The sequence below is a fragment of the Geobacillus sp. JS12 genome (assembly GCF_001592395.1).
In the GTDB taxonomy this organism is placed as follows: Bacteria; Bacillota; Bacilli; order Bacillales; family Anoxybacillaceae; genus Geobacillus; species Geobacillus zalihae.
Genome location: NZ_CP014749.1, coordinates 2,233,901 through 2,258,824, shown reverse-complemented (window position 1 = coordinate 2,258,824; position 24,924 = coordinate 2,233,901). Strand labels below are relative to the sequence as shown.

At 52.8% G+C, this 24,924-nt stretch carries 19 protein-coding genes, 2 pseudogenes and 1 other annotated feature; of the genes and pseudogenes, 17 read left to right on the top strand and 4 right to left on the bottom strand.

What is annotated here, in order from left to right:
* Positions 1–21: 21 nt before the first annotated feature.
* Entirely contained in the window at positions 22–210 is a 189-nt protein-coding gene (locus A0V43_RS11060) for a hypothetical protein (protein WP_011232115.1), read from the bottom strand.
* 139 nt (positions 211–349) lie between these two features.
* Positions 350–679 (top strand) — a binding site (T-box leader).
* A 100-nt stretch (positions 680–779) separates the two neighbouring features.
* Between A0V43_RS11060 and A0V43_RS11055 the strand changes: the two genes are divergently transcribed.
* The 3 genes and pseudogenes from A0V43_RS11055 (at position 780) to A0V43_RS11045 (ending at position 7,883) form a co-directional block, all read left to right on the top strand.
* Positions 780–3,422 carry a valine--tRNA ligase gene (locus tag A0V43_RS11055; protein ID WP_063193090.1) on the top strand — a complete coding sequence of 881 codons (2,643 nt, stop codon included), beginning with the start codon at positions 780–782 and terminating at the stop codon, positions 3,420–3,422.
* 217 nt (positions 3,423–3,639) lie between these two features.
* Positions 3,640–4,932 carry a bifunctional folylpolyglutamate synthase/dihydrofolate synthase gene (locus tag A0V43_RS11050; protein WP_063193089.1) on the top strand — a complete coding sequence of 431 codons (1,293 nt, stop codon included), beginning with the start codon at positions 3,640–3,642 and terminating at the stop codon, positions 4,930–4,932.
* Positions 4,933–5,008: 76 nt separating this feature from the next.
* Positions 5,009–7,883 (top strand): annotated as a pseudogene (locus A0V43_RS11045) (VWA domain-containing protein).
* Positions 7,884–8,332: 449 nt separating this feature from the next.
* Here A0V43_RS11045 and A0V43_RS11040 read toward each other — a convergent pair.
* The 3 genes from A0V43_RS11040 to A0V43_RS20470 all read right to left on the bottom strand — a co-directional run bounded on the left by A0V43_RS11040 (position 8,333) and on the right by A0V43_RS20470 (position 11,146).
* The gene (locus A0V43_RS11040) at positions 8,333–9,943 is read right to left on the bottom strand and encodes a hypothetical protein (RefSeq protein WP_236930801.1); all 1,611 of its coding nucleotides are present in this window, start codon (positions 9,941–9,943) and stop codon (positions 8,333–8,335) included.
* 16 nt (positions 9,944–9,959) lie between these two features.
* Positions 9,960–10,532, bottom strand: coding sequence for a PilW family protein (locus A0V43_RS11035; protein ID WP_063193088.1), 573 nt, complete (start codon positions 10,530–10,532; stop codon positions 9,960–9,962).
* A 380-nt stretch (positions 10,533–10,912) separates the two neighbouring features.
* Entirely contained in the window at positions 10,913–11,146 is a 234-nt protein-coding gene (locus tag A0V43_RS20470; RefSeq protein WP_236930800.1) for a type IV pilus modification PilV family protein, read from the bottom strand.
* A 109-nt stretch (positions 11,147–11,255) separates the two neighbouring features.
* On the opposite strand from A0V43_RS20470, the gene A0V43_RS11025 reads away from it, so the two are divergent.
* The 14 genes and pseudogenes from A0V43_RS11025 (at position 11,256) to A0V43_RS10960 (ending at position 24,913) form a co-directional block, all read left to right on the top strand.
* A complete protein-coding gene (locus tag A0V43_RS11025) occupies positions 11,256–12,587 on the top strand; it encodes a hypothetical protein (RefSeq protein WP_128578021.1) in 1,332 nt (443 codons plus the stop codon).
* A gap of 14 nt (positions 12,588–12,601) precedes the next feature.
* A complete protein-coding gene (locus A0V43_RS11020; protein WP_033006646.1) occupies positions 12,602–13,372 on the top strand; it encodes a PRC-barrel domain-containing protein in 771 nt (256 codons plus the stop codon).
* An 18-nt stretch (positions 13,373–13,390) separates the two neighbouring features.
* Positions 13,391–14,725 carry a G5 domain-containing protein gene (locus tag A0V43_RS11015; RefSeq protein ID WP_063193086.1) on the top strand — a complete coding sequence of 445 codons (1,335 nt, stop codon included), beginning with the start codon at positions 13,391–13,393 and terminating at the stop codon, positions 14,723–14,725.
* On the top strand, positions 14,722–16,386 hold the full coding sequence (locus A0V43_RS11010) for a GspE/PulE family protein (protein ID WP_020756620.1): 1,665 nt from the start codon (positions 14,722–14,724) through the stop codon (positions 16,384–16,386). Before A0V43_RS11015 ends, A0V43_RS11010 begins: the two co-directional genes overlap by 4 nt.
* A 12-nt stretch (positions 16,387–16,398) precedes the next feature.
* A complete protein-coding gene (locus tag A0V43_RS11005; protein ID WP_049624187.1) occupies positions 16,399–17,454 on the top strand; it encodes a type IV pilus twitching motility protein PilT in 1,056 nt (351 codons plus the stop codon).
* A complete protein-coding gene (locus tag A0V43_RS11000; protein ID WP_049624188.1) occupies positions 17,441–18,652 on the top strand; it encodes a type II secretion system F family protein in 1,212 nt (403 codons plus the stop codon). The genes A0V43_RS11005 and A0V43_RS11000 overlap by 14 nt, the downstream gene beginning before the upstream one ends.
* Positions 18,653–18,744: 92 nt before the next feature.
* Positions 18,745–19,185, top strand: a complete 441-nt coding sequence (locus tag A0V43_RS10995; protein ID WP_063193085.1) for a prepilin-type N-terminal cleavage/methylation domain-containing protein — start codon at positions 18,745–18,747, stop codon at positions 19,183–19,185.
* A gap of 22 nt (positions 19,186–19,207) precedes the next feature.
* Positions 19,208–19,953: pseudogene (locus A0V43_RS10990) on the top strand (prepilin peptidase).
* A 29-nt stretch (positions 19,954–19,982) separates the two neighbouring features.
* Positions 19,983–20,909, top strand: a complete 927-nt coding sequence (gene pilM, locus A0V43_RS10985) for a type IV pilus biogenesis protein PilM (RefSeq protein ID WP_049624191.1) — start codon at positions 19,983–19,985, stop codon at positions 20,907–20,909.
* Positions 20,899–21,474, top strand: a complete 576-nt coding sequence (locus A0V43_RS10980; protein WP_063193084.1) for a hypothetical protein — start codon at positions 20,899–20,901, stop codon at positions 21,472–21,474. Before pilM ends, A0V43_RS10980 begins: the two co-directional genes overlap by 11 nt.
* Complete coding sequence (locus A0V43_RS10975; RefSeq protein ID WP_063193083.1) at positions 21,471–22,172, top strand: hypothetical protein; 702 nt, start codon at positions 21,471–21,473, stop codon at positions 22,170–22,172. Before A0V43_RS10980 ends, A0V43_RS10975 begins: the two co-directional genes overlap by 4 nt.
* A gap of 20 nt (positions 22,173–22,192) precedes the next feature.
* Complete coding sequence (locus tag A0V43_RS10970; protein ID WP_025949367.1) at positions 22,193–22,654, top strand: type II secretion system protein; 462 nt, start codon at positions 22,193–22,195, stop codon at positions 22,652–22,654.
* A 116-nt stretch (positions 22,655–22,770) separates the two neighbouring features.
* Complete coding sequence (locus A0V43_RS10965; protein WP_063193857.1) at positions 22,771–23,898, top strand: hypothetical protein; 1,128 nt, start codon at positions 22,771–22,773, stop codon at positions 23,896–23,898.
* Positions 23,899–24,337: 439 nt separating this feature from the next.
* A complete protein-coding gene (locus A0V43_RS10960) occupies positions 24,338–24,913 on the top strand; it encodes a Maf family protein (RefSeq protein WP_063193082.1) in 576 nt (191 codons plus the stop codon).
* Positions 24,914–24,924: the final 11 nt, after the last annotated feature.

Sequence of the window (24,924 nt, the reverse complement as noted above, 5' to 3'; positions counted from 1 at the left end):
CCCAAACAAAACGGCGTCGCACTAAATCCATTCCAGATGGAGCGCCACGGCAATGAAAACGAAGATGGCCAATAAAATGACATCAAATGTCGTCGGCAAAAAAATGGTGCGAATGGCTTGAAAAATGGTGAGCGGGATGATCACTTGGGCGCAGACGGCGCGCACTTGCCTCAGCCACGGCGGCCACGAATACGGGTTGAATCGCCGCATCGACATTCCCTCCTTCTCCGGTTTACTATACAATATGAAACGTGCGATGGTTTGTCACCAAATGCACACGGATGGAATAAATAAATAAAAACTTGGCAAAGATGATGGACAATGGTAGTATAATAATCGAATCATGACGACAAAAGCGAAGACGGGGAGGAGTACAGCGGTCCGCGCCTGCAGAGAGGGGAATCAGAAGCTGCGAGATTTCCTAGGATGACGGCTGCTGGAAGGTCGCCCTTGAGCTGCTTCTTTGAAAGGCGCTGCTGCCGAGTAGAGGAAGCCGGCATCATGCCGTTATGCCAATGAAGCGCTTAAGCTTCTAGAAGGCCGGTCAACCAAACTGATTGTGGGCTCGCCAGCCGATGTTTCACCGGTGGGTTGGCCGTGTTGCGGTTCTCTTCATCACCAGCCTTCTAGGCTTAAGAAAAAAGGTGGTACCGCGAAAGCAGCTCCTTTCGTCCTTTTCGGATGAAAGGGGCTTTTTTGCTTGCCGGCTGTGCGGCATTGCTTAGTGGGAAGCCGCCGTCGGCCGCATTGTCCATCAAGTTGAAGGAGGGAAATGAAACATGGCACAGCACGAAGTGTCGATGCCGCCGAAATACGACCATCGCGCCGTTGAAGCCGGGCGCTACGAATGGTGGCTGAAAGGAAAATTTTTTGAAGCGACCGGTGATCCGAACAAACGACCGTTTACGATCGTCATCCCGCCGCCCAACGTCACCGGCAAATTGCACTTAGGGCATGCGTGGGATACGACGCTGCAAGACATCATTACGCGCATGAAGCGGATGCAAGGGTATGACGTTTTGTGGCTTCCGGGAATGGATCACGCCGGCATCGCCACCCAGGCGAAAGTCGAGGAAAAATTGCGCCAGCAAGGGCTGTCGCGCTACGATTTAGGCCGGGAAAAATTTTTAGAAGAAACGTGGAAGTGGAAGGAAGAATACGCCGGCCATATTCGCAGTCAATGGGCGAAGTTAGGGCTTGGGCTTGATTACACGCGCGAGCGGTTTACGCTTGACGAAGGGCTTTCCAAAGCGGTGCGCGAAGTGTTCGTCTCGCTCTACCGGAAAGGGCTCATTTACCGCGGCGAATACATCATCAACTGGGATCCGGTGACGAAAACCGCGTTGTCGGACATTGAGGTTGTTTATAAAGAAGTGAAAGGCGCGCTCTACCATATGCGCTATCCGCTCGCCGACGGCTCCGGCTTCATCGAAGTGGCGACGACCCGTCCGGAGACGATGCTCGGCGATACGGCCGTTGCCGTGCATCCGGATGACGAGCGGTACAAGCACTTGATCGGCAAAATGGTGAAACTGCCGATCGTTGGCCGCGAAATTCCGATCATTGCCGATGAGTACGTCGACATGGAGTTCGGCTCTGGGGCGGTCAAAATTACGCCGGCGCACGACCCGAACGACTTTGAAATCGGGAACCGCCACAACTTGCCGCGCATTCTCGTCATGAACGAAGACGGCACGATGAACGAAAACGCCTTGCAATACCAAGGGCTTGACCGGTTTGAATGCCGGAAGCAGATCGTCCGCGATTTGCAAGAACAAGGCGTCCTCTTTAAAATCGAGGAGCACGTGCACTCAGTCGGTCATAGCGAACGGAGCGGCGCGGTTATTGAACCGTATTTGTCGACGCAATGGTTCGTGAAAATGAAGCCGCTCGCCGAAGCCGCCATCAAGCTGCAGCAAACGGACGGCAAAGTGCAGTTCGTGCCGGAACGGTTTGAAAAAACGTATTTGCATTGGCTTGAAAACATCCGCGACTGGTGCATCTCGCGCCAGCTTTGGTGGGGGCACCGGATTCCAGCTTGGTACCATAAAGAAACGGGTGAAGTGTACGTCGACCATGAGCCGCCCAAAGACATCGAAAACTGGGAACAAGACCCCGATGTGCTCGACACATGGTTCAGTTCAGCGCTTTGGCCGTTCTCGACCATGGGCTGGCCGGATACCGACTCGCCGGATTACAAGCGCTACTACCCGACCGATGTGCTTGTCACCGGCTATGACATCATTTTCTTCTGGGTGTCGCGCATGATTTTCCAAGGGCTTGAATTCACCGGAAAGCGTCCGTTCAAAGACGTGCTCATCCACGGCCTCGTCCGCGACGCCCAAGGGCGGAAAATGAGCAAGTCGCTCGGCAACGGCGTCGATCCGATGGATGTGATCGACCAGTACGGCGCCGATGCGCTCCGTTACTTCTTGGCGACCGGCAGCTCGCCGGGGCAAGACTTGCGCTTCAGCACAGAAAAAGTCGAAGCGACGTGGAATTTTGCTAACAAAATTTGGAACGCCTCGCGCTTTGCCCTGATGAACATGGGCGGCATGACGTACGAGGAGCTTGATTTGAGCGGCGGAAAAACGGTCGCCGACCATTGGATTTTAACGCGTCTCAACGAAACGATCGAGACGGTGACGAAGCTCGCTGAGAAATACGAATTCGGCGAAGCGGGGCGTACGCTGTACAACTTTATTTGGGACGACTTGTGCGACTGGTACATTGAAATGGCGAAATTGCCGCTTTACGGTGACGACGAAGCGGCGAAAAAGACGACGCGCTCCGTGTTGGCGTATGTGCTCGACAACACGATGCGCCTGCTTCACCCGTTCATGCCGTTCATTACCGAGGAAATTTGGCAAAACTTGCCGCATGAAGGCGAATCGATCACCGTCGCTCCGTGGCCGCAAGTGCGCCCTGAGCTGTCGAACGAAGAAGCCGCGGAAGAAATGCGGATGCTCGTCGACATCATCCGCGCCGTCCGCAACGTCCGCGCCGAAGTGAACACGCCGCCGAGCAAGCCGATTGCGCTCTATATTAAGGTGAAAGATGAACAAGTGCGGGCGGTGCTCATGAAAAACCGCGCCTATCTTGAGCGGTTCTGCAACCCGAGCGAGCTCTTGATTGATACAAACGTTCCCGCGCCGGACAAAGCGATGACGGCGGTCGTCACCGGCGCCGAGCTCATCATGCCGCTTGAAGGATTGATCAATATTGAGGAAGAAATGAAGCGGCTTGAAAAAGAGCTTGACAAATGGAACAAAGAAGTCGAGCGCGTCGAAAAGAAACTGGCGAATGAAGGCTTTTTGGCGAAAGCGCCGGCTCATGTCGTCGAAGAAGAGCGGCGCAAGCGGCAAGATTACATCGAAAAACGCGAAGCCGTCAAGGCGCGCCTCGCCGAGCTCAAACGGTAGACAAACGATCTGGCGGTTGATTATGATGAAGACGAATCCGCTTTCCTGTGGATTCGTCTTTTTCGATGGATCATGATGGAAGGTTTGTCATATTCTGAGAAGGGGTTTGTTGTCAACATATACTCGCTTTCGCCACGCTTCTCGATGTGTGGCGCATCTGCCGCATGAAGCCTGCAGGGGGCGGCAAGACACCAATGGAAAAAGGAGGACGATGAACATGGTTCGAACGTATGAAGAAGCAGTCGCTTGGATTCACGGGCGGCTGCGGCTCGGCATAAAACCGGGATTGAAACGGATGGAATGGATGATGGAACAACTCGGCCACCCGGAACGCCGCGTCCGCGCCGTCCATATCGGGGGAACGAACGGCAAAGGGTCAACGGTCGCCTATTTGCGCTCGATTTTGCAGGCGGCGGGCTATTCGGTCGGCACGTTCACCTCGCCGTATGTCGAGCAGTTTAACGAACGAATCAGCATCAACGGCGAACCGATTTCCGATCAAGAGATCGTCGAGCTCGTGCAAGTCATTCAGCCGCTTGCCGATGAGTTGGAACAAACAGAGTTTGGCGGACCGACCGAGTTTGAAGTGATCACGGCGATGATGCTGTATTATTTTGGAAAACAGAACATTCAAGACATCGTGCTCATTGAAGTCGGGCTCGGCGGCCGCTTGGACTCAACCAACATCATTTATCCGCTCGTTTCTGTCATTACAAACGTCAGCTACGATCATATGAACATTTTAGGCGATACGCTTGGGCAAATCGCGGCGGAGAAAGCGGGAATCATCAAATCGGGCGTACCGCTTGTGACAGCGGTCAACGAGCCCGAGGCGTGGGAGGTGATCGCCAAGACGGCGGCGGAGCGGAAAGCAAAAACATATCGTCTCGGCGTCGATTTCACCGTTTCCGACCGGCAGACGACGGTGGAAGGGGAGCGGTTTTCGCTTGTCACGCCGTTTGCCGAATACCGCGATTTGCGCATTCAAATGCCCGGCGCCCATCAAGTCGAAAACGCGGCGGTGGCGGTGATGGCGGCAGAATTGTTGCGCCTTGGCTATTCGTTTTTAATCGAGCCGGAGCATATCGCCGATGGGCTGGCCACAGCCGCTTGGCCCGGCCGGTTTGAGCAGGTGAGCGATAGTCCGCTCATCATCCTTGACGGCGCCCATAACGAAGCCGGGATTCGCTCGCTCGTGGAGACGGTGCGCGCCCATTATCCTGACAAACGCGTCCATGTCTTGTTCGCCGCGCTGACAGACAAGCCGCTTGAGCGGATGATTCAGCTGCTTGATGAGCTCGCGCATACGATCACGTTTACCACGTTTGATTTTCCGCGCGCGGCAGCGGCGGAACAGTTGGCGGACCTTTCCACTCATCAACAAAAGGCAACTGTTCTTCAGTGGGAAAAATGGATTCGTGAGCAGGCCTCGCGGTTGACTGAGCGGGATCTGCTTTTGATTACAGGATCCTTGTACTTTATTTCTGAAGTAAAAAAAGGAATGAGATAAGAAAATTTTGCTATCAACTGCAATAGTAGAATGATATAATGTAAATAGGAATTTTGTCTCGAATGGGGAGAGGGAAATGGGGAAAAGGAAGCTTTTCCAATGGTTGATCGTAGCGATATGGGCATTTTTGCTCATGTTTGGCCCAGGAGGAAAGGGGGGAACGGTGCAAGCAGCCTCTCTGCCATCGCTCCAGTTCCAATTTTCTTCGTCGCAGCCCGAGTATGTGAAACCCCCGAATGCTGATGCACAAGGGAGGCTCGATGTGACGCTCAACCCGCAAGGATCGGTGTCTACGATCATTCGTCCTCCGATCGACCTTGTGTTTATCATGGATGTGTCGGGGTCGATGACGGCAATGAAGCTGCAAAGCGCCAAATCTGCTCTGCAGGCGGCAGTCAACTATTTTAAGTCCAATTACAATCAAAATGACCGATTTGCCCTTATTCCGTTTTCCGATGGGGTCCGGCAGGCGAGCGTCGTTCCATTTGGAAAATATTCCGATGTAGCGAGCCAGCTTGACGCCATTCTCAGCACGGGAAACAGTTTGACCGCCAGCGGGGGACGAACTATTCAGCCGCTTTGTCACTTGCAAGATCATATTTTACCGATCCAACAAGGAAAAAGTACATCATTTTTTTGACTGACGGCATGCCGACGGTGTTGAATACAGTTGATACGATTACGTATCGGGAGGTCAAACCGAAATTTTTGGGCGGATATCAGTACACAGGGAATAGAGTAACCGATTCTCTTTCGGTCACATATGAATTGTACAGTGATGGGCGGACTGCTGGTATCCGTTTTACCGACAACAAAGGATATTCTCGCCAATTTTACAGCGATGGGCAAGATTATGCTAATGGATGGCGGGTATCTTGGGATAACGGCTATTCGTTCACTTACAGCAGCATCGAAGGAAAAATCCGAGCCGATGCCACAGCGGTGGCGAAAACGCTCGGGATGAACAATATCACCCTTTACTCAATCGGCTTCGGCGACAATGATGAAGTCGATATGGACTATTTACGGTCGCTTTCAGCGACTGCCGGCGGCGAGGCGCGGCAAGGAACGACGCAAAATTTGACCGCTTTGTTCCAACAGTTTTCCCAGCTTGCCACCACGCCAGCGATCACCGGAACGATCCGCATCCCGCTTTCGTCGTTTGGCGGTAATGTCGCCGTTGCGGAAAACGGCCAAGTATGGCTGGATGAAAACAAGCAAAACGCGTATATTTCGTTTTCCATCCCATACCAAGTTGGTCAAGGCACTCCGGCGCCGGTGACGATTCCGATTCCCGTGTCATTTAAAGCAAAAGGGACATATACGTTCACTGCTGAACTGACGTATCGCGATGTGTATGGCCAGCCACAGCCGGCTGTGACGAAAACGGTGACCGTCACGGTCAAAGACGAAGCGCCGCCGTCGTTTACTGGAACGGTGAAGCTGCAAGGGCTGACCAATGATGTCACAAGCTTAATCAAACGGGGGGCAACCGATGGCGACGACAACCGCTTCCGGGCCACGTATTCGTTGTCGCTTGTCGGGTATGTCGGCAATGCGACCGGGACGATCAGCAATGTGAGCATTGTCCAAGAACTGCCCGATGGCATCTCCGTTGTTCCCGATGGCAAAGTCACAACCTATGTGGAGAATGGCAAGCGTTATGCCAAATGGTCTTTCACCAATCAAATGTTCGACTACAGCCAGCTGAATAAGCTCATGCTCTCCGCACAGTGGGTGATGCAGGCGGATTATGCGATGAACAATGTCCAATTGCCCCCTGCCATTGTGACGTTTACCGACAGCCGTTATGGGGTGAGGACTTCGACGCTCTCACCGCCGGCGGAACGGATCGGCATGACAGTTCGCTTGGATGATTTTCCGAACGTTTACTATGAAGGGAATGGAATGGGGACTATTACCAAACACGAATTTTCTGCTTTATCAGACGACATCGTCGGGCGGGCGGATCCTAATGCAAATGGATTATTGTCGTTGCCTGTCAAAGCGATGCAGTATGACCCAAATGATGACGGCGTGCTGCTTGTCACCTACAGCAATGGCCAAACGGTGTCGGTGTATATTAAACCGCATCTCGTGGTGACAACGCCAAAAGGCGCTGTAGCGAATGGTACGACGACGTACGAGGCGCCTACCGTCAAATTGGTGGGGCCGGTGGCCGGGGAAGGCGTGTCCTATCAGTATCAAATGATTCGAAATGGTTCGGCATCTGCTTGGACAGCGCTCAAGTCTCCGTATGAAATCGCCATTTCAAACGATGGGTCATACACAGTGAACGTGCAGTCGTCAGGAGGATTAACGAGAGGAACAGGTTTGGCCAGCGTTGTGTTTACGTATACAAAGTTGATCACCGAACTGAAACTCGGCTCGTATCAGTCGACGATGAACGTCGGGGATGTGCAGACCATTCCGGTGACAATCGTGCCAAGCGATGCGACGAACAAAACGTTGGTATGGTCGTCCAGCGATAATGCTGTGGCTGTTGTGCAAAACGGGGTCGTCACGGCGCTGAAACCAGGGACGGTTGCCATTACAGTGCGTTCTACAGACGGCGGGAATGCCTCTGCAACAGCGTCCATCCGTGTGATTGATCCGTACGTAGCGCTCACAGGCATGGCTTTCCACAAACCGGTGATCTATATGAATCTGGACGATCCTCCGCTCGAAGTGGCGGGGCAGCTCCGCTTTAGCCCGGAAAATGCGACGGATCAAACGCTCCGCTCAGTGACGTCATCCGATTCGAGATTTGTCAACATTGTTCAGCAAAATGGAGGATGGTATTTGCAGGCTGTGGATGTCGGGTATGCAACGGTTACGGCAACAGCGAACGCGAAGGCCCAGATGGACGTGATATTCAAGCAGAGGTGATGGTCATCGTCCGCCCGTCGCCCACGAACAATAACGGCGGGAACAACGGCGGTCGATGGTAAAGGAAAAGGGGCTGACCCAAAGGCCGTCTGTCTTTAACATCTTTCCGAAAGAAGTCTCCCACTTTGAAACGAAGTGAAAGTGGGAGATGAATTTCGGTTGGCGTCAGCCAACGAATAGGATAGAATATGGTTAGAACGGACACCTTCGGAACGAAGGGAAGCGTAAAGGGTTCTTGTGTGTGGCTTACCGTTCGGCGAACACACACAAGTCGCTTGAAGCCCCCATCTCTAAGCGAAGCGTAGGTGGTGGGTAGTTCACGATAAGTACAACATATAGTGTTAAAGAAGCGGTCAGCACACATATATAGAGATAAAAGAGGGCGTCCCCCTCCTATTGGGACGCCCTCTTTTTCATTTCACTTCTAGACGATCAACGACAAGCGAAAGACGGTTGACAAACGGGAGTCCAGTTCCTTGTTCAATCAGCACTTCGGGGCGATAACGGACGATTAGGCGTGAGGAGAGCGGATCGTTGATCGGCGTGAATTGCCCCGGCTCCCCATTATCCCGTTCACCTGGCCGCGGAATGCGTTGACGACCAGCCCTTCGACATCGGCGTCAGGAGCGGTCGCTCCGTTCCCACGCGCGAACAGTCCGCCTTCAATATATAAATAAGAACCAACAGCGTAAATGGTGGCGCTGCTGTCCGTATAAAAGTAGCCTTTCAAGTTTGGCGTCGGGGACGGGTTGTCAAACTCGTTGATGCGGGAAAGATCGAGCGTTCCTTTTGACAACAACACGACTCCTTTGCCGCTTTCAGCTCGCTCAACTCGGCTTTGATAAATTTTCGTTTTTCCCATGACGTAAATGCTGGCATCGAGTTTGACATTTCCAGTGATCGTCATATTGCCGAAAACGATGAAATTTCCGTATACGTTGATAAAATGGTTCGAATTCGTCGGGCCATTGAGCGTTAGATCCCCGTTGACGATGAGCCATTGGTTGACCTTGTTGGCGGCGTCCGTGCGAATGTCGACATCTCCAGTGAGCACGCCGCTTCCGTCTAAGTAAAGCGGTTTTTCTTTAGAACTTTGCTTGATGGCTTTTTCAATCGGCACGGTTGAATCGATGACAATCGGAGTCCATCGGTTGGACAACTCTACAGCCAAATAGCGTAACGCATTGGCTTTGTCGGTTGCTTCTTGAACGCGTTGTATGTCTTCCAGATACGAATCACTCGTTCGGGAAATATCTGACGCCTGCAATAGCTTGTCGGCAACTGTCAAATCGAAATCCACATCGATGAAGTCTTCGTTCTCCTGCTTGGTAGAAGGCGCCGGTTCGACAACATCTGTCGGCCAAAGGGGCGTCCAACTGCCTGACATAGAAAAACGGGTTTGACTCGCTGTCCAACAACTGGTTGTTTGACCGCATGCCATCAGTTGACCATCGCTTGTATACCAGACGGATGAAGAAGAAAGGCGCGGCATGCCGGCGTTGGGTGAAGCGACGGTCAATTGACCATTCTGTTTGACATAGTTGGTCGCGTTGCTCGCATAAGCGTCTTGCCCGGCGTAAACGTTTCCTTTCTCAACATAGACTCCACCGTTTAATACAACATCTTTGTTTGACCCGAGCGCATATTTGAGAAAACTTGGCGTGTTAGTGACAAAGATGAGCCGTTCGACAGTCCGCACCTGATGGCCGTCGGTGAATTGCTTCGATAAACGGAGGGCGCGCAAGAAGACCTGGTCTTTTGGAATATTGTACTGCTCGCTTTCGTCTGTCATGGTTACCCCATAGCGGGCGGTCAAACGACCCGCGATCGTGTTTTCCCTAGCCGATGGGCTGTCTGTTCCGAGAAACTGATCCCACTGATTAGGGGTAAAAATGCGATGATCAACAAAAAAATTGGGGGCGGATAATTGCGCTTTGAGATCCGCTAATGCTTCGTTGAGCTCTGTTTTCGCTTCGTGCAGCGACTGCACATCATCGACGCGCACGGTCGTGAATTGGGCGTGTTGAACGGCGGCCGTGACAATGGTCAAACCGAGCAAGAAAAAGATGGTGATGACTAGCAAGGTGGTTACTAAGCTGTATCCCTGCTCATTTTTGCGCATGCGGTTCCCTCCTATTCTAAAACCCGAATTCCGTCTTCAATGTGAACGGTTTTATCGAGATGACTCCATGATTTTCTGCATCTTGAATCGTTAAGGTCATTGTAAGCACTCCGCTTCGGCAAATGGTTCCTTCCCTGCGTGCGCAACGGAAGGAAAAGGATGATGAAGAGCCATCAAGCAAAAGGCGGGTAGAGGTGATTGGCTCTCCATCCACTATCAATTTTCCGTTTTCGATGGAAATGGTCCGAACGCTCGGTTTTGTCGCCTGTCGGCGGGAAACAAGGCCGACTTGACTATTCGTCTCAAACTGTTCATTCTTCACGAACGCCAATTGGTGCAGAGGTTTGTTTTCTTGGTTCTGCCCGGCTTCAAGGCCATCCGGAGAGAATGCGTACAGTGCGTTCATAAGACGAGCTGCAGCATAATCCGCTTCGCTGCGCAGCTCGTTTTCAATGCCGATTCGTTCATAGACGCGAATGCCGGCGATAAACACAGTGTAGATGATGCCAATGATCACCATCGAAATCGTGATAGCGGCCAACAGTTCCACAAGCGACATGCCGTCTTGATTGTCAACGGATCGTTTCATCGGTGATCACTCCTTCGACCCATGTCATCTCACGATCTCTCCCTCCATAGCGGACGACGGCGTATATTTTCATCATATAGCGTCCAGCATCAGAAGAAACGACACGGGCCCGTTCTTTTTGAATGGCGCCTTTGAGCTGTTCAGGAAAAGATCGGAATTCACTTGAACGAAGAAATGAATCCCACGCTTGCTGGTCAGAGCGGATGACGTAGATTGTTGTTTCGTATGGAATGTCGTTCACTTTTGGGGAGAGCTGAGCGGTGCATGCTTCTTGCGCTGAGATTGTTCCGTTTTCAGTCCCCCCGGAAACAGAAGATGCTGAAGTTCGGTCTGGCCGCAGCTGGCTTCGTCCATCTTTAGAAAAGAAGAATCGCTGTTCGTCATGTAATCGGCCAATGAGGCAAATCGTACATTTTTTTCAAAATATGACGCTGCCCCCTTGCGAGATGAATGGCCACTGTCCGCCGCTCGTTGTCGGATGTGTAGTTCATAGCATTCGTAAAAAAGGAAAACAAACCAATCGCCACTGCCGACAGCAAAGCGATGGATAGGAGGGTTTCGAGGAGTGTAAACCCCCTTCTAGAATGGGAAGAAAAAAAATTCTTTTCCGCCATTTGTCACAACCTTCTTTCAAAATATGTAACTTTATTATACAATATGTAAGAGTTGAATGTTGCAGATTTTTAGCATAAAAGAGGTCTTTTGTCATAGAAATGGGGGGGCATGATGAAAGAAGCGCTCATCTATGCCGGGGCTTTTGTTGTGGCATTGCTTCTCGTTTGGCTATTGCCGCTTGGCTTCAGTCGAATCGGAGGGGCGGCGGCTGTTTCCATCGCATTTGCGGCCGCACTGTTAGCGGAATTTTCCCGGCCACTTCTTTCGCTTTGGCAAACGGGTCTTGCTGTGATCCTGCTGTTGGCGGCCGCATCGTATTTGCTCGATCGACGATTCGGCGCCGCACTTTATCGCCGGGCTGATTCACAGTCCATGAGTTTCATGAACGATGTGAAAGAGGAGCTGACGGCGAAAGAATTGCCCGTTGCTGCCGCCGTCTCTTCTCAAGACCCGCCGTTGTCGGGCGAGGATGCTTCGCCGTTTTCTTTTTCCGAAGCGCTTGAAACGCTTGGAACAGAACGAGAGGCAGCGGAGCAACAGAAGGACGTGGATCGTGGCCACGCCGATTTTTTGATCGAGGCGGGGGAGGATGTTCTGCAGTGGGAACAGGTGGAAAAAGCTGCGTTGGATTCGGAACCGCTTCGCCGCACTTCTGACTGGCTTGATCAATGGCCGGGCGCGGTGACGCCTGATCTTGAAGCTGTGGTGTTGCGCGATGAAGCGGGCGGCGAAAAGGAAAACGAAGTGCTTCAACGTGCTTTACAATTGGGGCATTCTCCAAAATCGTCCATGGCCGTTGATGGCGCGGAAGACGAATGGCAACGATGGATGAATGAGGATGAGCGCCTTCACGATCAATCAGAAGCAACGGGTCTTTTTTCCAAAGAACGAGACGAACCATGGCCTGAAACAGCCGATTTGGGGGAAAGTGTGTTGGCCGAGATGGTGGAACTTTGGCATAATCAAGATGAACAGCAGATGGAGGAGATAAGCACGGAGAGCGAGCAACACTCGACGCCGACCGATGAGCCGACGGCATGGTTCGGGGAAGAAGGAACTGCCTTCAGTTCGGACGAGCAACCTGCCGATGCAGAAGCGGGGGAATCGTTGGGGGATGACGGCGCGGAGCCGTTTGTTCCTATGCAGGAGAAAACCGTTCATCGTGATTGGACGATCGTAGTGCAGGAGCTTGAGCTGAATCGCGGCCGTTTCACTCCGGAGTCGTACGAACGATGCTTGCGGCAATGTTTGCAGGCTCCGCTTTCCGACCGCGACTACTATGTATTTTCCCGTCTGTTGTTGGAACATTACGCACGCGAGCGAAAGGTGCAGCAGCTCATCGCGTGGATCGATGAGCTTGAACCGCGTTTTTCCCAATATCCCGCCATCGCTGCCGAACTGGCATTTTGGCGGAATGTAGCTGCTAACATTAGCAAATGATTGAGGTGAAGAGGATGAAAGCGAGCGCACAAATTATGGGATTGCCAATCATCAGCATTGCCGATGGAATGCAGATCGGCGCGGTGAAAAGTTTTGTTATCAATCCTGATAAAGGCTCCATCGATTTTTTCACGATCGAGCAAGAAGACGTGCAGCTTAGTTTAAAAGCAATTCCGTTCAAAAAAATTGTTGGTGTTGGGGAATTTGCTGTGACGGTGGCCAGCAGCCACGATGTCATCGATTTGGCGGAAATCCCGATTGCCAACCAGCTTGTCAATAAGCAAATCCGCATCAAAAATACAAAAGCGATCACTCGGAAAGGACAGTTGCTTGGAGAGGTCGATGAATTTTTCTTGAATGAGGAGACAGGCGATATTGTGGGCCTCGCCCTTCGTCTTGAAAGCGGAGAAGCGGTGCTGCCGGCTGATCAAGTGCTGACATATGGGAAGGATATATTGATTGTGAGTGACGGCGCACAAGACGCGCTTCTTTCCGATGCCTCGCTGCTGACTCAACAACAGGAACGAGAAACAGAGCGTGAGGTCCATTCCGATCACATCCACGACAAACCAGGAGCGGAGGAAAACATTGAGGCGCTTGAAGCACTTCGTGAAAAACAAGTGGCCCTTCTTGCAGGAAAACGGGTGACCAAGGACATCTATGATATGAATGGAGAGCTTCTCTTTCCAGCGGGAACCACGCTTCGCGAAGAAGATGTAAGAAGAGCACAGGAAGCAGGGCCTAGTGTGATTGTGGATGTATCCATGAACATTGAGGCTGAGTGAAAAAAGGGGGCGCTTGAGGTGAAAGCGGCTTCCGCAGGCAAATTATTTGTTGTGATGGCTGTCTGCACGGTCTATTTTCTCTCCTTTGTCCGCTTGGGCGTTTTGGCTTATGAATCATTCGGCCCTGATCAAGGGCGTTATCGTCCCGGGACGTCTATTGGACCCGTCTCTCTTTCCGGAATGACACGTGTGGAAGCGGGACAAGCTGTCGCTGATCGGGTGAACGACTGGCGCGCGACAGCTTCCCTTTTCGTCCGCTATCAAGAAAAAAAAGCTGAACTGCCTATTGACGTCTTTACGTTTCGGTTGTCCGAAAGTCTCAAAAACATCGTCAATGGCCGCCCGTCTCCGCTTCTTGTCTTAGCTGACATGAACGCTTGCATGGAAACCGTGGAACGCCTTCTTCCGCGGGCGGCTGTTGATGCGATCGATCTCAAAGCGTTGGAAGCGGACTTGGAAGCAGTTGCGTCTTCGCTTTCGATTCCGGATCAACCGTTTGATTTAGCCCGCTATTTGCCATCCTCCGGCAGAGGGCAGACGGTTGTGAGCGAAGCGGCTGTTGCCGTTCGCGATGAAAGTCTTGCTCGTTTTCTCGCTTCCGAGCGCCGTCTTGCTTTGCCTACCAATCAGCTTGTTTCGCTGCGGACCGTCATTCAGCAGGCGGGGGGCGGCTTGTCGGATCGAGCAATTTCCGCATTGGCATCAGCTGTGTACCGTGCCGTGCTGTCGACGAATTTTTTGCTGATGGAAAGGTATGCAGGGAGCGAACTGCCTGATGGCATTCCGGCGGGATTCGAGGCCAAGGTGGATGATAAGCGCGATTTGCAGTGGCTGAATCCCAATTCGACCGACTATACGTTGATTCTTCGCTACGATGGCCGTCAAGTGAAAGCGTCCTTGTACGGATGGCCTTTTGCCTATCAATATATCGTTCGTGTAAGCGAAGCGGAGCCGGTTGAACCTCGCAAAATCATTCAATACGACGCCCACTTGGCGCCGGATGAAACGGTGACAAAGCAAACAGGGCGAACAGGGCTGCTTGTGAAAGTGGAACGCGACGTGCGCGATGGCTCCCGCTTGATTCGCAAAGAAACCGTGAGCGAGGACTTTTATCCGCCGACTTACACCATTGTGGTCAAAGGCCTCGATGTTCCCGAATCTTCGCAGCCCAATCCGTCGCAAGAAAGCGGAACGCCATTGCCGTCGTCTGACACAGCCAATGACGGTCAGACGGGGGCAAGCGGCGGACAACCAGAGGTTCAGGAGAGCAAGGGACAAAACAGCAACGTCTCAACAACTACGGCTTCTCAAGCGGAAGCGGAGGAAAATGGGGAAAGCGGGGGGAGCCGATGAACAAAAAACGTGAGCGGAAACGCCTCGGCGATTTGCTGGTGGAAGCGGGGTTGATTACAGAAGAGCAGCTGGCGGAAGCGTTGCGTGAGAAAACACCGGGGCAGAAGCTTGGCGATGCGCTGGTGCAGCGCGGCTATATCACGGAGCAGCAACTCATTGAAGCGCTCGAGTTTCAGCTTGGCATTCCCCATGTCAGTCTGTATCGCTACCCGATTGATCCGAAAGCAATAAGCCTTGTGCCCAAAGAATTCGCCCGCCGCCATTTGATCATGCCCTTAAAGATCGAGGATGATCGATTGCTCGTAGCGATGGCCGACCCCATGGATTTTTTTGCGATCGATGATTTGCGCTTGTCAACGGGGTTTCAGATTGAAACAGCGATCGCTTCCAAGGATGATATTTTGCGGGCGATCAACAAGTATTACGATATGGATGAATCATTTGATGATTTGCTTCCGGCACCGCCGGCGGAAATGGGCGATGACGGACGGACGAATGAAGACGATTCTCCCATTGTTCGTTTAGTGAATCAAATTTTGCAGCTTGCTGTTGAACAGCGGGCAAGCGATATTCATATCGATCCTCAAGAGACGAAAGTGCTCATTCGTTATCGAATTGACGGTTTGCTGCGGACAGAGAGGGCGCTGCCGAAACATATGCAAAGCATGTTGACGGCGAGGATCAAAATTTTGGCCAACATGGACATCACCGAGCATCGTGTGCCGCAAGACGGTCGGATCAAAATGAACATCGATTTTCATCCTGTTGATTTGCGCGTGTCGACATTGCCTACAGTGTATGGGGAAAAAATCGTGATGCGCGTCCTCGATTTGGGTTCGGCGTTAAACGATATTCATAAGCTTGGCTTCAACCCGGTCAATTTAGAGCGGTTTATTCGCCTGATCGAGCGCCCAAACGGCATCATTTTGATCACTGGGCCGACCGGATCGGGGAAATCGTCGACCCTCTACGCCGCGCTCAATCATTTAAACAGCGAACAGGTCAATATCATTACAATTGAGGATCCGGTTGAATACCAAATTGAAGGCGTCAACCAAATCCAGGTCAACCCGAATGTCGGGCTTACGTTCGCTCAAGGGTTGCGCTCCATTTTGCGCCAAGATCCGAACATCATCATGGTCGGGGAGATCCGCGACCGCGAAACGGCGGAAGTAGCTATTCGCGCTTCACTCACCGGACATTTAGTATTGAGCACGCTGCATACGAACGATGCGTTAAGCACGATCACCCGGCTGATTGATATGGGAATTGAACCGTTTTTAGTGGCGACGTCGCTCGCGGGTGTCGTCGCCCAGCGGCTTGTGCGCCGCATCTGCCGCGACTGCCAGGAGGTGTATGAGCCGACGAAGCGCGAACGAGACATTTTCGCACGTCGAGGCCTTGAGGTTTCCCAACTCGTCCGCGGTCGCGGCTGCCCGACATGCAACATGACTGGCTACCGAGGACGTCTCGCGATTCATGAGCTCCTCGTGATGACGGACGAAATGCGCCGCGTCATTTTAAACAATGAGCCCTTTTCAAGATTGCGGGAGTTTGCCGTTCAAAATAAAATGATTTTTTTGCTTGATGATGGGCTGTTGAAAGTGAAGCAAGGGTTGACGACGCTGGAAGAAGTGCTGAAAGTAGCCATTTTGCATTGATGGGTGAGACGAATGAAGGAAAAGCTGGATGGGTTGTTGCGGGCAGCTTTTGAATACCGTGCGTCTGATGTACATTTGACAGTCGGGGCGCCGCCTATCTTTCGGATCAATGGAGAACTGAAGGGGTATGGGCAAGAACGGCTCAGACCAGCGGATACGGAGCAAATGGCGAAAGCCGTCATTCCTGCACCGCTCTGGGAGCAGTTTCAACAAACGGGGGAGCTTGATTTTTCATACGGTATTGCGGGTGTTTCCCGCTTTCGAATCAATGTGTTTAAGCAGCGGTCGTGCGTGTCGCTTGCCGTGCGCCTCATCCCACCGCGCATTCCGACATTAGAAGAGCTTGGCTTGCCAAGCGTCTTAAAGCGCATTGCGGAAAAGCCATACGGACTTGTGCTTGTCACCGGGCCGACCGGCAGCGGCAAATCGACGACATTGGCAGCGATGATCGACTATATGAACAAAACGATGTCCAGGCACATCATCACGCTTGAAGACCCGATTGAATATTTGCATCAGCACGGAAAATCGATCATCGACCAGCGCGAAGTCGGATTTGACACAAACAGCTTCGCCGCTGGGTTGCGGGCGGCGCTTCGCCAAGATCCAGACGTCATTTTAGTCGGGGAAATGCGCGATTTGGAAACGATCCAAACGGCTATCACGGCAGCCGAGACGGGCCATTTAGTGCTCGGCACTCTTCATACCGCGAGCGCGCCGGCGGCGATTGAGCGGATGATTGACGTTTTTCCGTCTGCCCAGCAGGCGCAAATTCGGCTTCAGCTCGCTTCCGTTCTTGTCGCGGTCATGGCCCAGCGCTTGTTTCCGAACGCTCAAAAGAAAGGGCGGACGGCGGCGATCGAAATTTTGCTTAACAACGCCGCGGTGGCGAATTTGATCCGCAATGAAAAAGAGCATCAAATCGTCAATATCATGCAGACGAGCAAAAGCATGGGCATGCAGACGATGGAGATGAGCGTCAAAGAGCTCGCCGCCGCCGGGCGCATTGATCCAGCGGCGGCGGAAGCGTATGTGGCAAGGGAGCGTGGGGCTGATGGCGCAATTTAAGTATGAGGGACGCAATCAAAGGGGCCGGAAGCAAACCGGCGTCATCGCGGCCAATTCCCGGCGCGAAGCGGTGATGAAATTGCGGGACAAAGGCATTCGTCCTGTTGTCATCACAGAGGTGCCTCCGTCTGTCTGGAACAAAGAAATTTCCATTGGACGAGCTGTCAAGCTGCAACATTTCGTCGTCTTTTTGCGCCAGTTTGCGACTCTTGTGCGCGCCGGAGTGACGATCGTCGATTCAATCCGCATCTTAGCCGAGCAAACGGAAAGCAAAGCGCTCGCTCGTTCGCTCGCTAATATGGAGGCGCTCCTTCGCGAAGGGAACCCGCTTTCTGCTGCGGCGGCGAAGCATCCGCGCGTGTTTCCGCCGCTGTTTGTCAACATGGTGCGAGCGGGGGAAGTGAGCGGGACGCTGGACGAGACGCTTGACCGCCTCGCTGATCATTTTGAAAAGGTGCACCGCACAAGGCAAAAAATCGTCTCTGCTCTCGCCTATCCCGTAGCGGTCGCCGTCATCGCCGTGGCGGTTGTCATCTTTCTTCTCGTCTCCGTTGTGCCGACGTTTGTTGACATGTTCGCTGATTTTCACGCCGAATTGCCTGGGATTACGAAATTTGTCCTAAAAGCGAGCGCATTGATGCAACATTACTGGTGGTTGGTCGTCCTGTTGATCATGGGGACATTCGTGTTGTTTAGCGCGCTCCGGCGGCAGAAACGTACGAAGTATTACTTGGACTATGTTGCGATGCGGTTGCCCATTTTTGGCAGTCTTGTTCAAAAAGCGGCATTGGCGCGCGCCACAAGGACGTTGAGCTCACTCGTGTCAAGTTCCGTGCCGATTTTAGAGGCGCTCGCGATTTCCGAGCGCGTCGTGGAAAATGAAGTGATCGCGTTCGTCCTGGATGAAGCGCGGACCGCCCTTGAGCGCGGGCAACCGCTCGCCGAGCCGCTTCGACGCCATTGGGCGTTTCCGCCGCTCGTTTCACAAATGATTGCGATCGGCGAGCAAACCGGTTCGCTTGACGACATGCTTGGCAAAGTCGCCGATTTTTACGAGGCGGAAGTCGACGCCGGCACCGATCGCCTCAAGTCGCTCATCGAGCCGCTGATGATTGTGCTGCTTGCCGGCGTCGTGGGGACGATCGTCACCTCCATCATCGTGCCGATGTACGATATCTTTAATCACATTCAACAATAATTTCATAAGAATATCTTCCTATTTTTTTGATTGTGTTGTAGAATAATAGGGAAATGATGCTAAAAAATTCCGAAGAAAAGGAGAGGAAAGTCATGTTCAAACGTCTTCTCAAAAACGAGCGCGGCTTGACGCTCATCGAACTGCTCGCGGTCATTGTCATTTTAGGGATTATCGCGGCGATCGCCATTCCGGCAATCGGCGCTATTATGGACAACTCGAAAAAAGACGCCCATATTGCCAACGCGAAGCAGGTTGCGAGCGCAGCGCGGCTAGCCATTGCGGCCGACAAGAACACAAAGACGCAATATACATTGAAAGAGCTGTATGACGGGGGCTATTTAGAGAATATCCCGAAGTCGCCTGGAAAAGTTTCCACCGATAAATACGACGCTGAAAAAAGCATTGTGAAAATTGTTAAGGACACTGACGGGGTCACGTATAAAGTGACGCTTGTGGATGGGAACGGTACATTCAAATATATTGATGATAAAGATGTCAGTGAACTTAAGAGAGACGACGTGAAACTAGAATAGGATGCAGGATTAGATGGCATCGATGGCCTATTGGCTAGTGTTTCTTTGCTCTCTTGTTTTTGCCTCCTTTTTCAACGTCGTCGGGTTGCGGGTGCCCGTCGGGGAGTCGATCATCAGGCCGCGGTCGCATTGCCCGGCGTGTGGGCGGACGCTGTCGGCGAGGGAGTTGATCCCAGTTGTGTCTTATGTCGTGCAGCGCGGGCGGTGCAAAGGGTGCGGGGGGCTCATCTCCCCCTTTACCCTGTAATGGAACTTGCGACTGCCGCTCTGTTTACCGCGGCCGCCATTTGGATCGGCTGGGGAGGAAAGCTGATTGTAGCCTGGACGCTTATTAGTCTATTGGCCATTTTGGTTGTGTCTGATCTTCGCTATATGCTGATCCCTGACCGGGTGCTTCTTGCGTTCTCCGGTCTGTTTTTGATTGAGAGGCTTGTGATCCCGTTCTTGCCGTGGATCGATATGTTGATGGGCGCGGCGGTGGGATTCGGTTTGCTTCTTTTGATTGCTGTCCTGTCGAAAGGCGGGATGGGCGGCGGTGATGTGAAGTTGTTTGCCGTGCTTGGATTTGTGCTCGGCTGGAAAATGGTGTTGCTGGCGTTTTTCTTGGCGACATTGTATGGAACGGTGATCGGGCTTGTCGGTATGTTGATAGGACGCGTGCAGCGCGGCAAGCCGATGCCGTTTGCCCCGGCGATCGCACTCGGATCTTTGACAGCGCTGTTTTTTGGTGATCAGCTTGTCGATATGTATAGGGGTCTTTTTTTGTAAGCGTGTGGGAAGAAAGGGGGCAAACGAGAATGGCGTTATGGTGGGGAAAGTCCAAATATGGCAATCTCGTGATCAAAGATCATGTCATTCGCTATGTGGAAGCCAGCCGTGGGCATTCACCTGACGTGAAGCGATGGGGCGAACGGCCTTTGCCGGCCGGAGTGGTGCGCGATGGCCGCATCGTCGATGGGGAAACGCTGGTGATGATTTTGGATGAATGCGTGGAGGAATGGAAAATCGACGGACGGCGGGTGCGCTTTGTTGTCCCTGATCCATTCGTCATGATCCGCGGGTTGCCCCTTCCCGCCCATTTGTCCGATGAAGAGATTCGCGGCTATTTGTTTTTAGAGCTTGGCGAGTCGATCCCTCTTCCGTTTGCTGAACCAGTGTTTGATTATGTGGTGATGGAGAGAACGAACGAGGCGGTGTCGATTTTGCTGTTTGCGGCGCCGGAAGCGGTGGTGTCGGAATACGCCGAGCTTTTCGAGGAAGTCGATTTGCGCCCGGTGGCTGCGGATGTATCGCCGCTTTGCGCGTATCGTCCGTTTTACGCGGCGGGACAAGCTGAGACGGACGACCACATTTTGCTTGTCCAGTTTGACGAATCAGCGGTGAATTTGAGTGTGTTTCACCGCCATTTGCCGCTGTTTATGCGCCATTTGCCGCTTGAAAGCCGGGGGACGGCGGTGATCGTCGATCCGTTCGTCGATGTGTATAAGGAAATGGAACGGATCATGAGCTTTTATTCGTTTTCCATCCAACAAGGCAAGCAGTCCATCACACGCGTGTTTCTCGCCGGCGATCATCCAGAGTTGAGCCATGTGTTTACGGCTTTGACAGAGCGGCTTGAAGTGCCTGTAGAACGGCTCAGAGCGTCCCTGGATCCGTTGCCGGAACGGTTTCATCTTGCTTGGGGATTGGCGTTGAAAGAAGGAAGGGCTGACGATGATCGCTGAAATTAATTTGTTGCCAAAAAAAGAAACGAGGCAGTCGATCCGTCTCGTTTTATTGTTTGGAGCGGCGTTGCTTCTCCTTGCCGGTTTGGTGCTGTATTGGCTGATCGAGCGTGCGGATCACCGTCAAGCTGTGTTGGAATCCGAGTTGAAACAGGTGCGTGCCGAGCAAAGCGTGCTTGCTGCGAAAACAAAACAGGCGGATGAGCAGAAAGAGCGGGAAGAGCTGACAAAAGCGGTGACATGGGCGGAACGCTATCCGCTTAAATCCGTTCCATTGTTGCAGGCATTGACCAAGCAGCTTCCTGAACGTGGATTCGTGATGAATGTGACATACTCGGATCGGACAAAGATGACGATGGTCGTCCAGTTTGATGCGCCGGAAGAGGCGGCCTATTATTTGGATCGATTAGAAAAAGTGAGAATGGTGAAAAACGTCAAACTGGTCAATGTGGCGGCGAACAGCGAGACAAGCGGGGAGCCGGAAGATCATCAAGTCGTGCCAAGATATATGGCGCAATATGAGCTGGAGCTGCAACAGGCTGATGGGGAGGGAAAAAAATCATGAGCCGCTTTGGCAAATGGCCGCTCCTTGCGGCGGCAATGGCGCTTGTCATCATGCTTTTGTTCGCAGCCGCCTATGCATGGCTTGTCATGCCTCGCTACAGCCAACTTGAGCAGATGGAGCAGACGGTGCAGAGCGAGAAAAAGGTGCTTGCCGCTTTGAAGCAAAAGCTCTCTCTTTCTCCCGAAAAAACAGCGGAAACGGTTGCGGCTTTGCAGAAGAAAGTTCCTGTCCATCCGCTTACGGATCAGTTGCTGCTTTTGTTTCAGAAGGCGGAATACGTCGCCGACAGCCGGTTGGTGAGCGTTCAATTTTCCGATGAAGGGGCCGCTTCTTCTCAGCAGAACGGCAATGGCACGAATAACGGAGGAGAAGGAACGCAAGCGGCTTCACCGCCGAGCAGCATCCAGTCCGTCACCGCCCAATTGACTGTGCAGTCGCCTTCCTACTATCAGCTTGAACGGTTTTTAGAAGTGCTGGAGCAGGCGGAACGAATTGTGGCGATCGAAGGGCTGACGGTCACAGGCCCCCCTGAGCTGACATCAACGAACGACGATGTTCAGCCATTGACATATTCGGTGACGGTGAGGGCGTTTTACGCGCCAAAGCTTGAAAAGTGGAAAGCCATTCCTTCCATTTTGGATGTCCCACCTCCAAGCGGCAAAGACAACCCCTTTGCCGCAACGACGCCGGCGTCCTAGAGGGCAAAGGGGGCGACGGAATGATCATTCGCATGAAGCGGGGGATGACCCTCATTGAGCTTTTGGCTGTGCTCGTCATCATCGGTATTGTGGCGATGATCGTCGGTCTTGCCATGTGGACGGTGATTGATCGGGCGCGCGAGCGGGCGTTTGTTTCCGATGCGTATGGACTATATGAAGCGGCGCGGCTGTATGTCGGCGCCGAGAAAGTGGAATTTTTGCCAGCCCGTTCTTCTGCCATATTGTCGTATGGAGAATTGGTGGGCAACGGTTTGCTGGATCCAATCGAAGATCCGTTTACCGGAAATGTATTGCCGCCGGAAACGAATCCATCGTACGTGCTTGCCACGAAGCGGGAAGACGGCGGGATCGATTATGCCGTTTGCTTAAAAGGCGAGACAAAGCAGCTTTGCACCTATGAGGGGCGCGAGCAGCCGATTCCTGTCGAAGCGCTGGGGACCGAGGCGATTCGCAACCGTTGATGTCGGAAAATGAAGAACAGAAGCGGGGACAAGACGACAAATGTCTTGTTCTTTTTTTTTTCGTTTGTGGTAAGATAGGCGAAAGAAATCGAAGCATGAAGAAGGACGGTGGCCAAATGGACAAGCAGCGCATGCGCATTATGGTGAATATCAACGGCAAGCCCCGCCCATTTACCGTGGAGCGTTCGTCGGAAGGACGGCCGTCCGAGGAGTCGGGTGGATATCCGGTGGACAGCCGTCTAGGGAAAGGACAGCGAGCCAAAAACGAGGCGGATGACAGCCGCCAAGTGAGCGCGTTTCAAGAAGGCGGGCCATCTGCAGGCAAGCCATCAACAGGCCTGTGGGTTGTGGAGGATGGGCAAGTTCGAGAAGATGTTGAAACGACGGGTTGGGAAGAGGCGGCCGCCCTTGAGGCGGATGAACGAGTCATTTCCGTTTCCGAGGCGATGCAACAAAAGATGCAACAAAAGAAAAGCGCCAGACGTCGGACATGGCGGCTGCCGGCTCAAGCCAAGTCGCTGCTCGCCGCCGCGTTGGTCGCTGCGTTGGTCGGCATGGCGTTTGGCATGACGGTGCTGCGCATCATTCCGAAGGAAAAATTGGCTTCGTCGCCGGCATCTGAAGCGATGACGGAATTGACAAAGCCTGAAACAGCGGCGGGCGAAGAAGGAAGAGAAAGCGTCGTACGAGCGCCGTTTTCCATTGCGGTCATTCAAGCTGGCGTCTATTCGAATGCGGCGGCGGCCAAGCAGGCGTCCGAATCGATCAAAACAGCAGGCGTGCCGGTCGTCGTCGCGGGGCAAAAACCGGCAGCGCTCTATATCGCCGTCGGCGCGGATAAGGAAACGTTGCGGGCGGTCAACGACAAATATCGCGAAGCAGTGTCGAGCACGTACGTCAAAGAGCTGCTGTTTTCTGCGGATGCAAACGCGCGCCGTTTAGAAATTGTCCGAAAGGGAGAGGCTCTGTACAAACAGATGGCGTCAGTCTCCGCTGCCTTGCTTAGCGGCCGGAATGTCGGCGAAGATGATTGGCGGACGCTGCAAACCGCGTATCATGCATTGGAAAAAAGCAAAATGGACGACGGCAAAACAGCGGGAGGCTATATCGAGGCGCTGAAGCAGGCGTATGTCGCCCTTGCCGCATACAAAGAGCAACGAGATGAAGCGCTGTTGGCCAAAGCCCAGCAACAGCTGCTCGAGGCGCTCGCCGTTTATATCGAATTGGTGCCGTTAGGGAGCTAGAAGCCCCGTTTTTTTTTTTTTTTTGCCTATTGCATGTATAAAGAATTTCCGATTTTTCGTTTCTATATTTATCTCCATACAAGTCGACTATGATATAACGTGGCGAGTGATCGGCTGGATGTAAAACAAAATTTCAACTTTATATAGATGGCAACGAAAACGTTTCACATATCCTTGACGGAAAAGCCGTTTGTCCATTTTTCGACTGTCGAAGGCAAGCCTGTGGCTTGGAAGACCGAACAACCACCCGCTTCACAGACCCATACATGGGTCTAAAAGCCGCGTTGTTCGGTCGCCCGACAGTCGATCAAATGCCTAGTAAAATCTGCAAATGTTCATGCTTCAAATGGCATCTATACAGAAAATTGCCTTTCACCGCAAAATTTGCTACGATACAAATGAATCTTCCGAGCCGAAACGAGTGAAAGGAGAATGAACGATGCCTCCAAGGTTCGTGCTTGCTTCCTGCTCCCCGCGCCGCAGGCAGATCCTCGAGCTGGCCGGTTGGCCGTTTGACGTTCAAGAAAGTCAAGCCGATGAGACGATCGCCCCCGGAACGCCCCCTGATGAAGCGGTCCAACTGCTTGCCCGCCGGAAAGTTGAGGCGGTGGCGCCGTCTGTCCCTGATGAGTACGTTCTTGGCGCTGATACAATCGTGGTGTGCGATGGCCGCTTGTTAGGGAAGCCGCGCACGGAAGAAGAAGCTTTCGCCATGTTGCGGCTCTTGTCCGGGCGAACGCATGACGTATGGACCGGCGTCGCCATCGCACTCCCTCATGGATCAATCACATCGTTTGCGGAAAAAACAGCCGTCACGTTTTGGGAGCTCGATGACGAGGAAATTGCCGCCTATATTGCGACCGGGGAGCCGATGGACAAGGCGGGGGCGTATGGCATCCAAGGCCGCGCCGCCCTGTTTGTCAAACGGATCGAAGGCGACTATTTGACGGTCGTCGGCCTGCCGCTGTCGCGGACGGTGAGGGAATTGCGCCGGCTCGGGTGGCCGCCGGCATAGATGAAAGCACA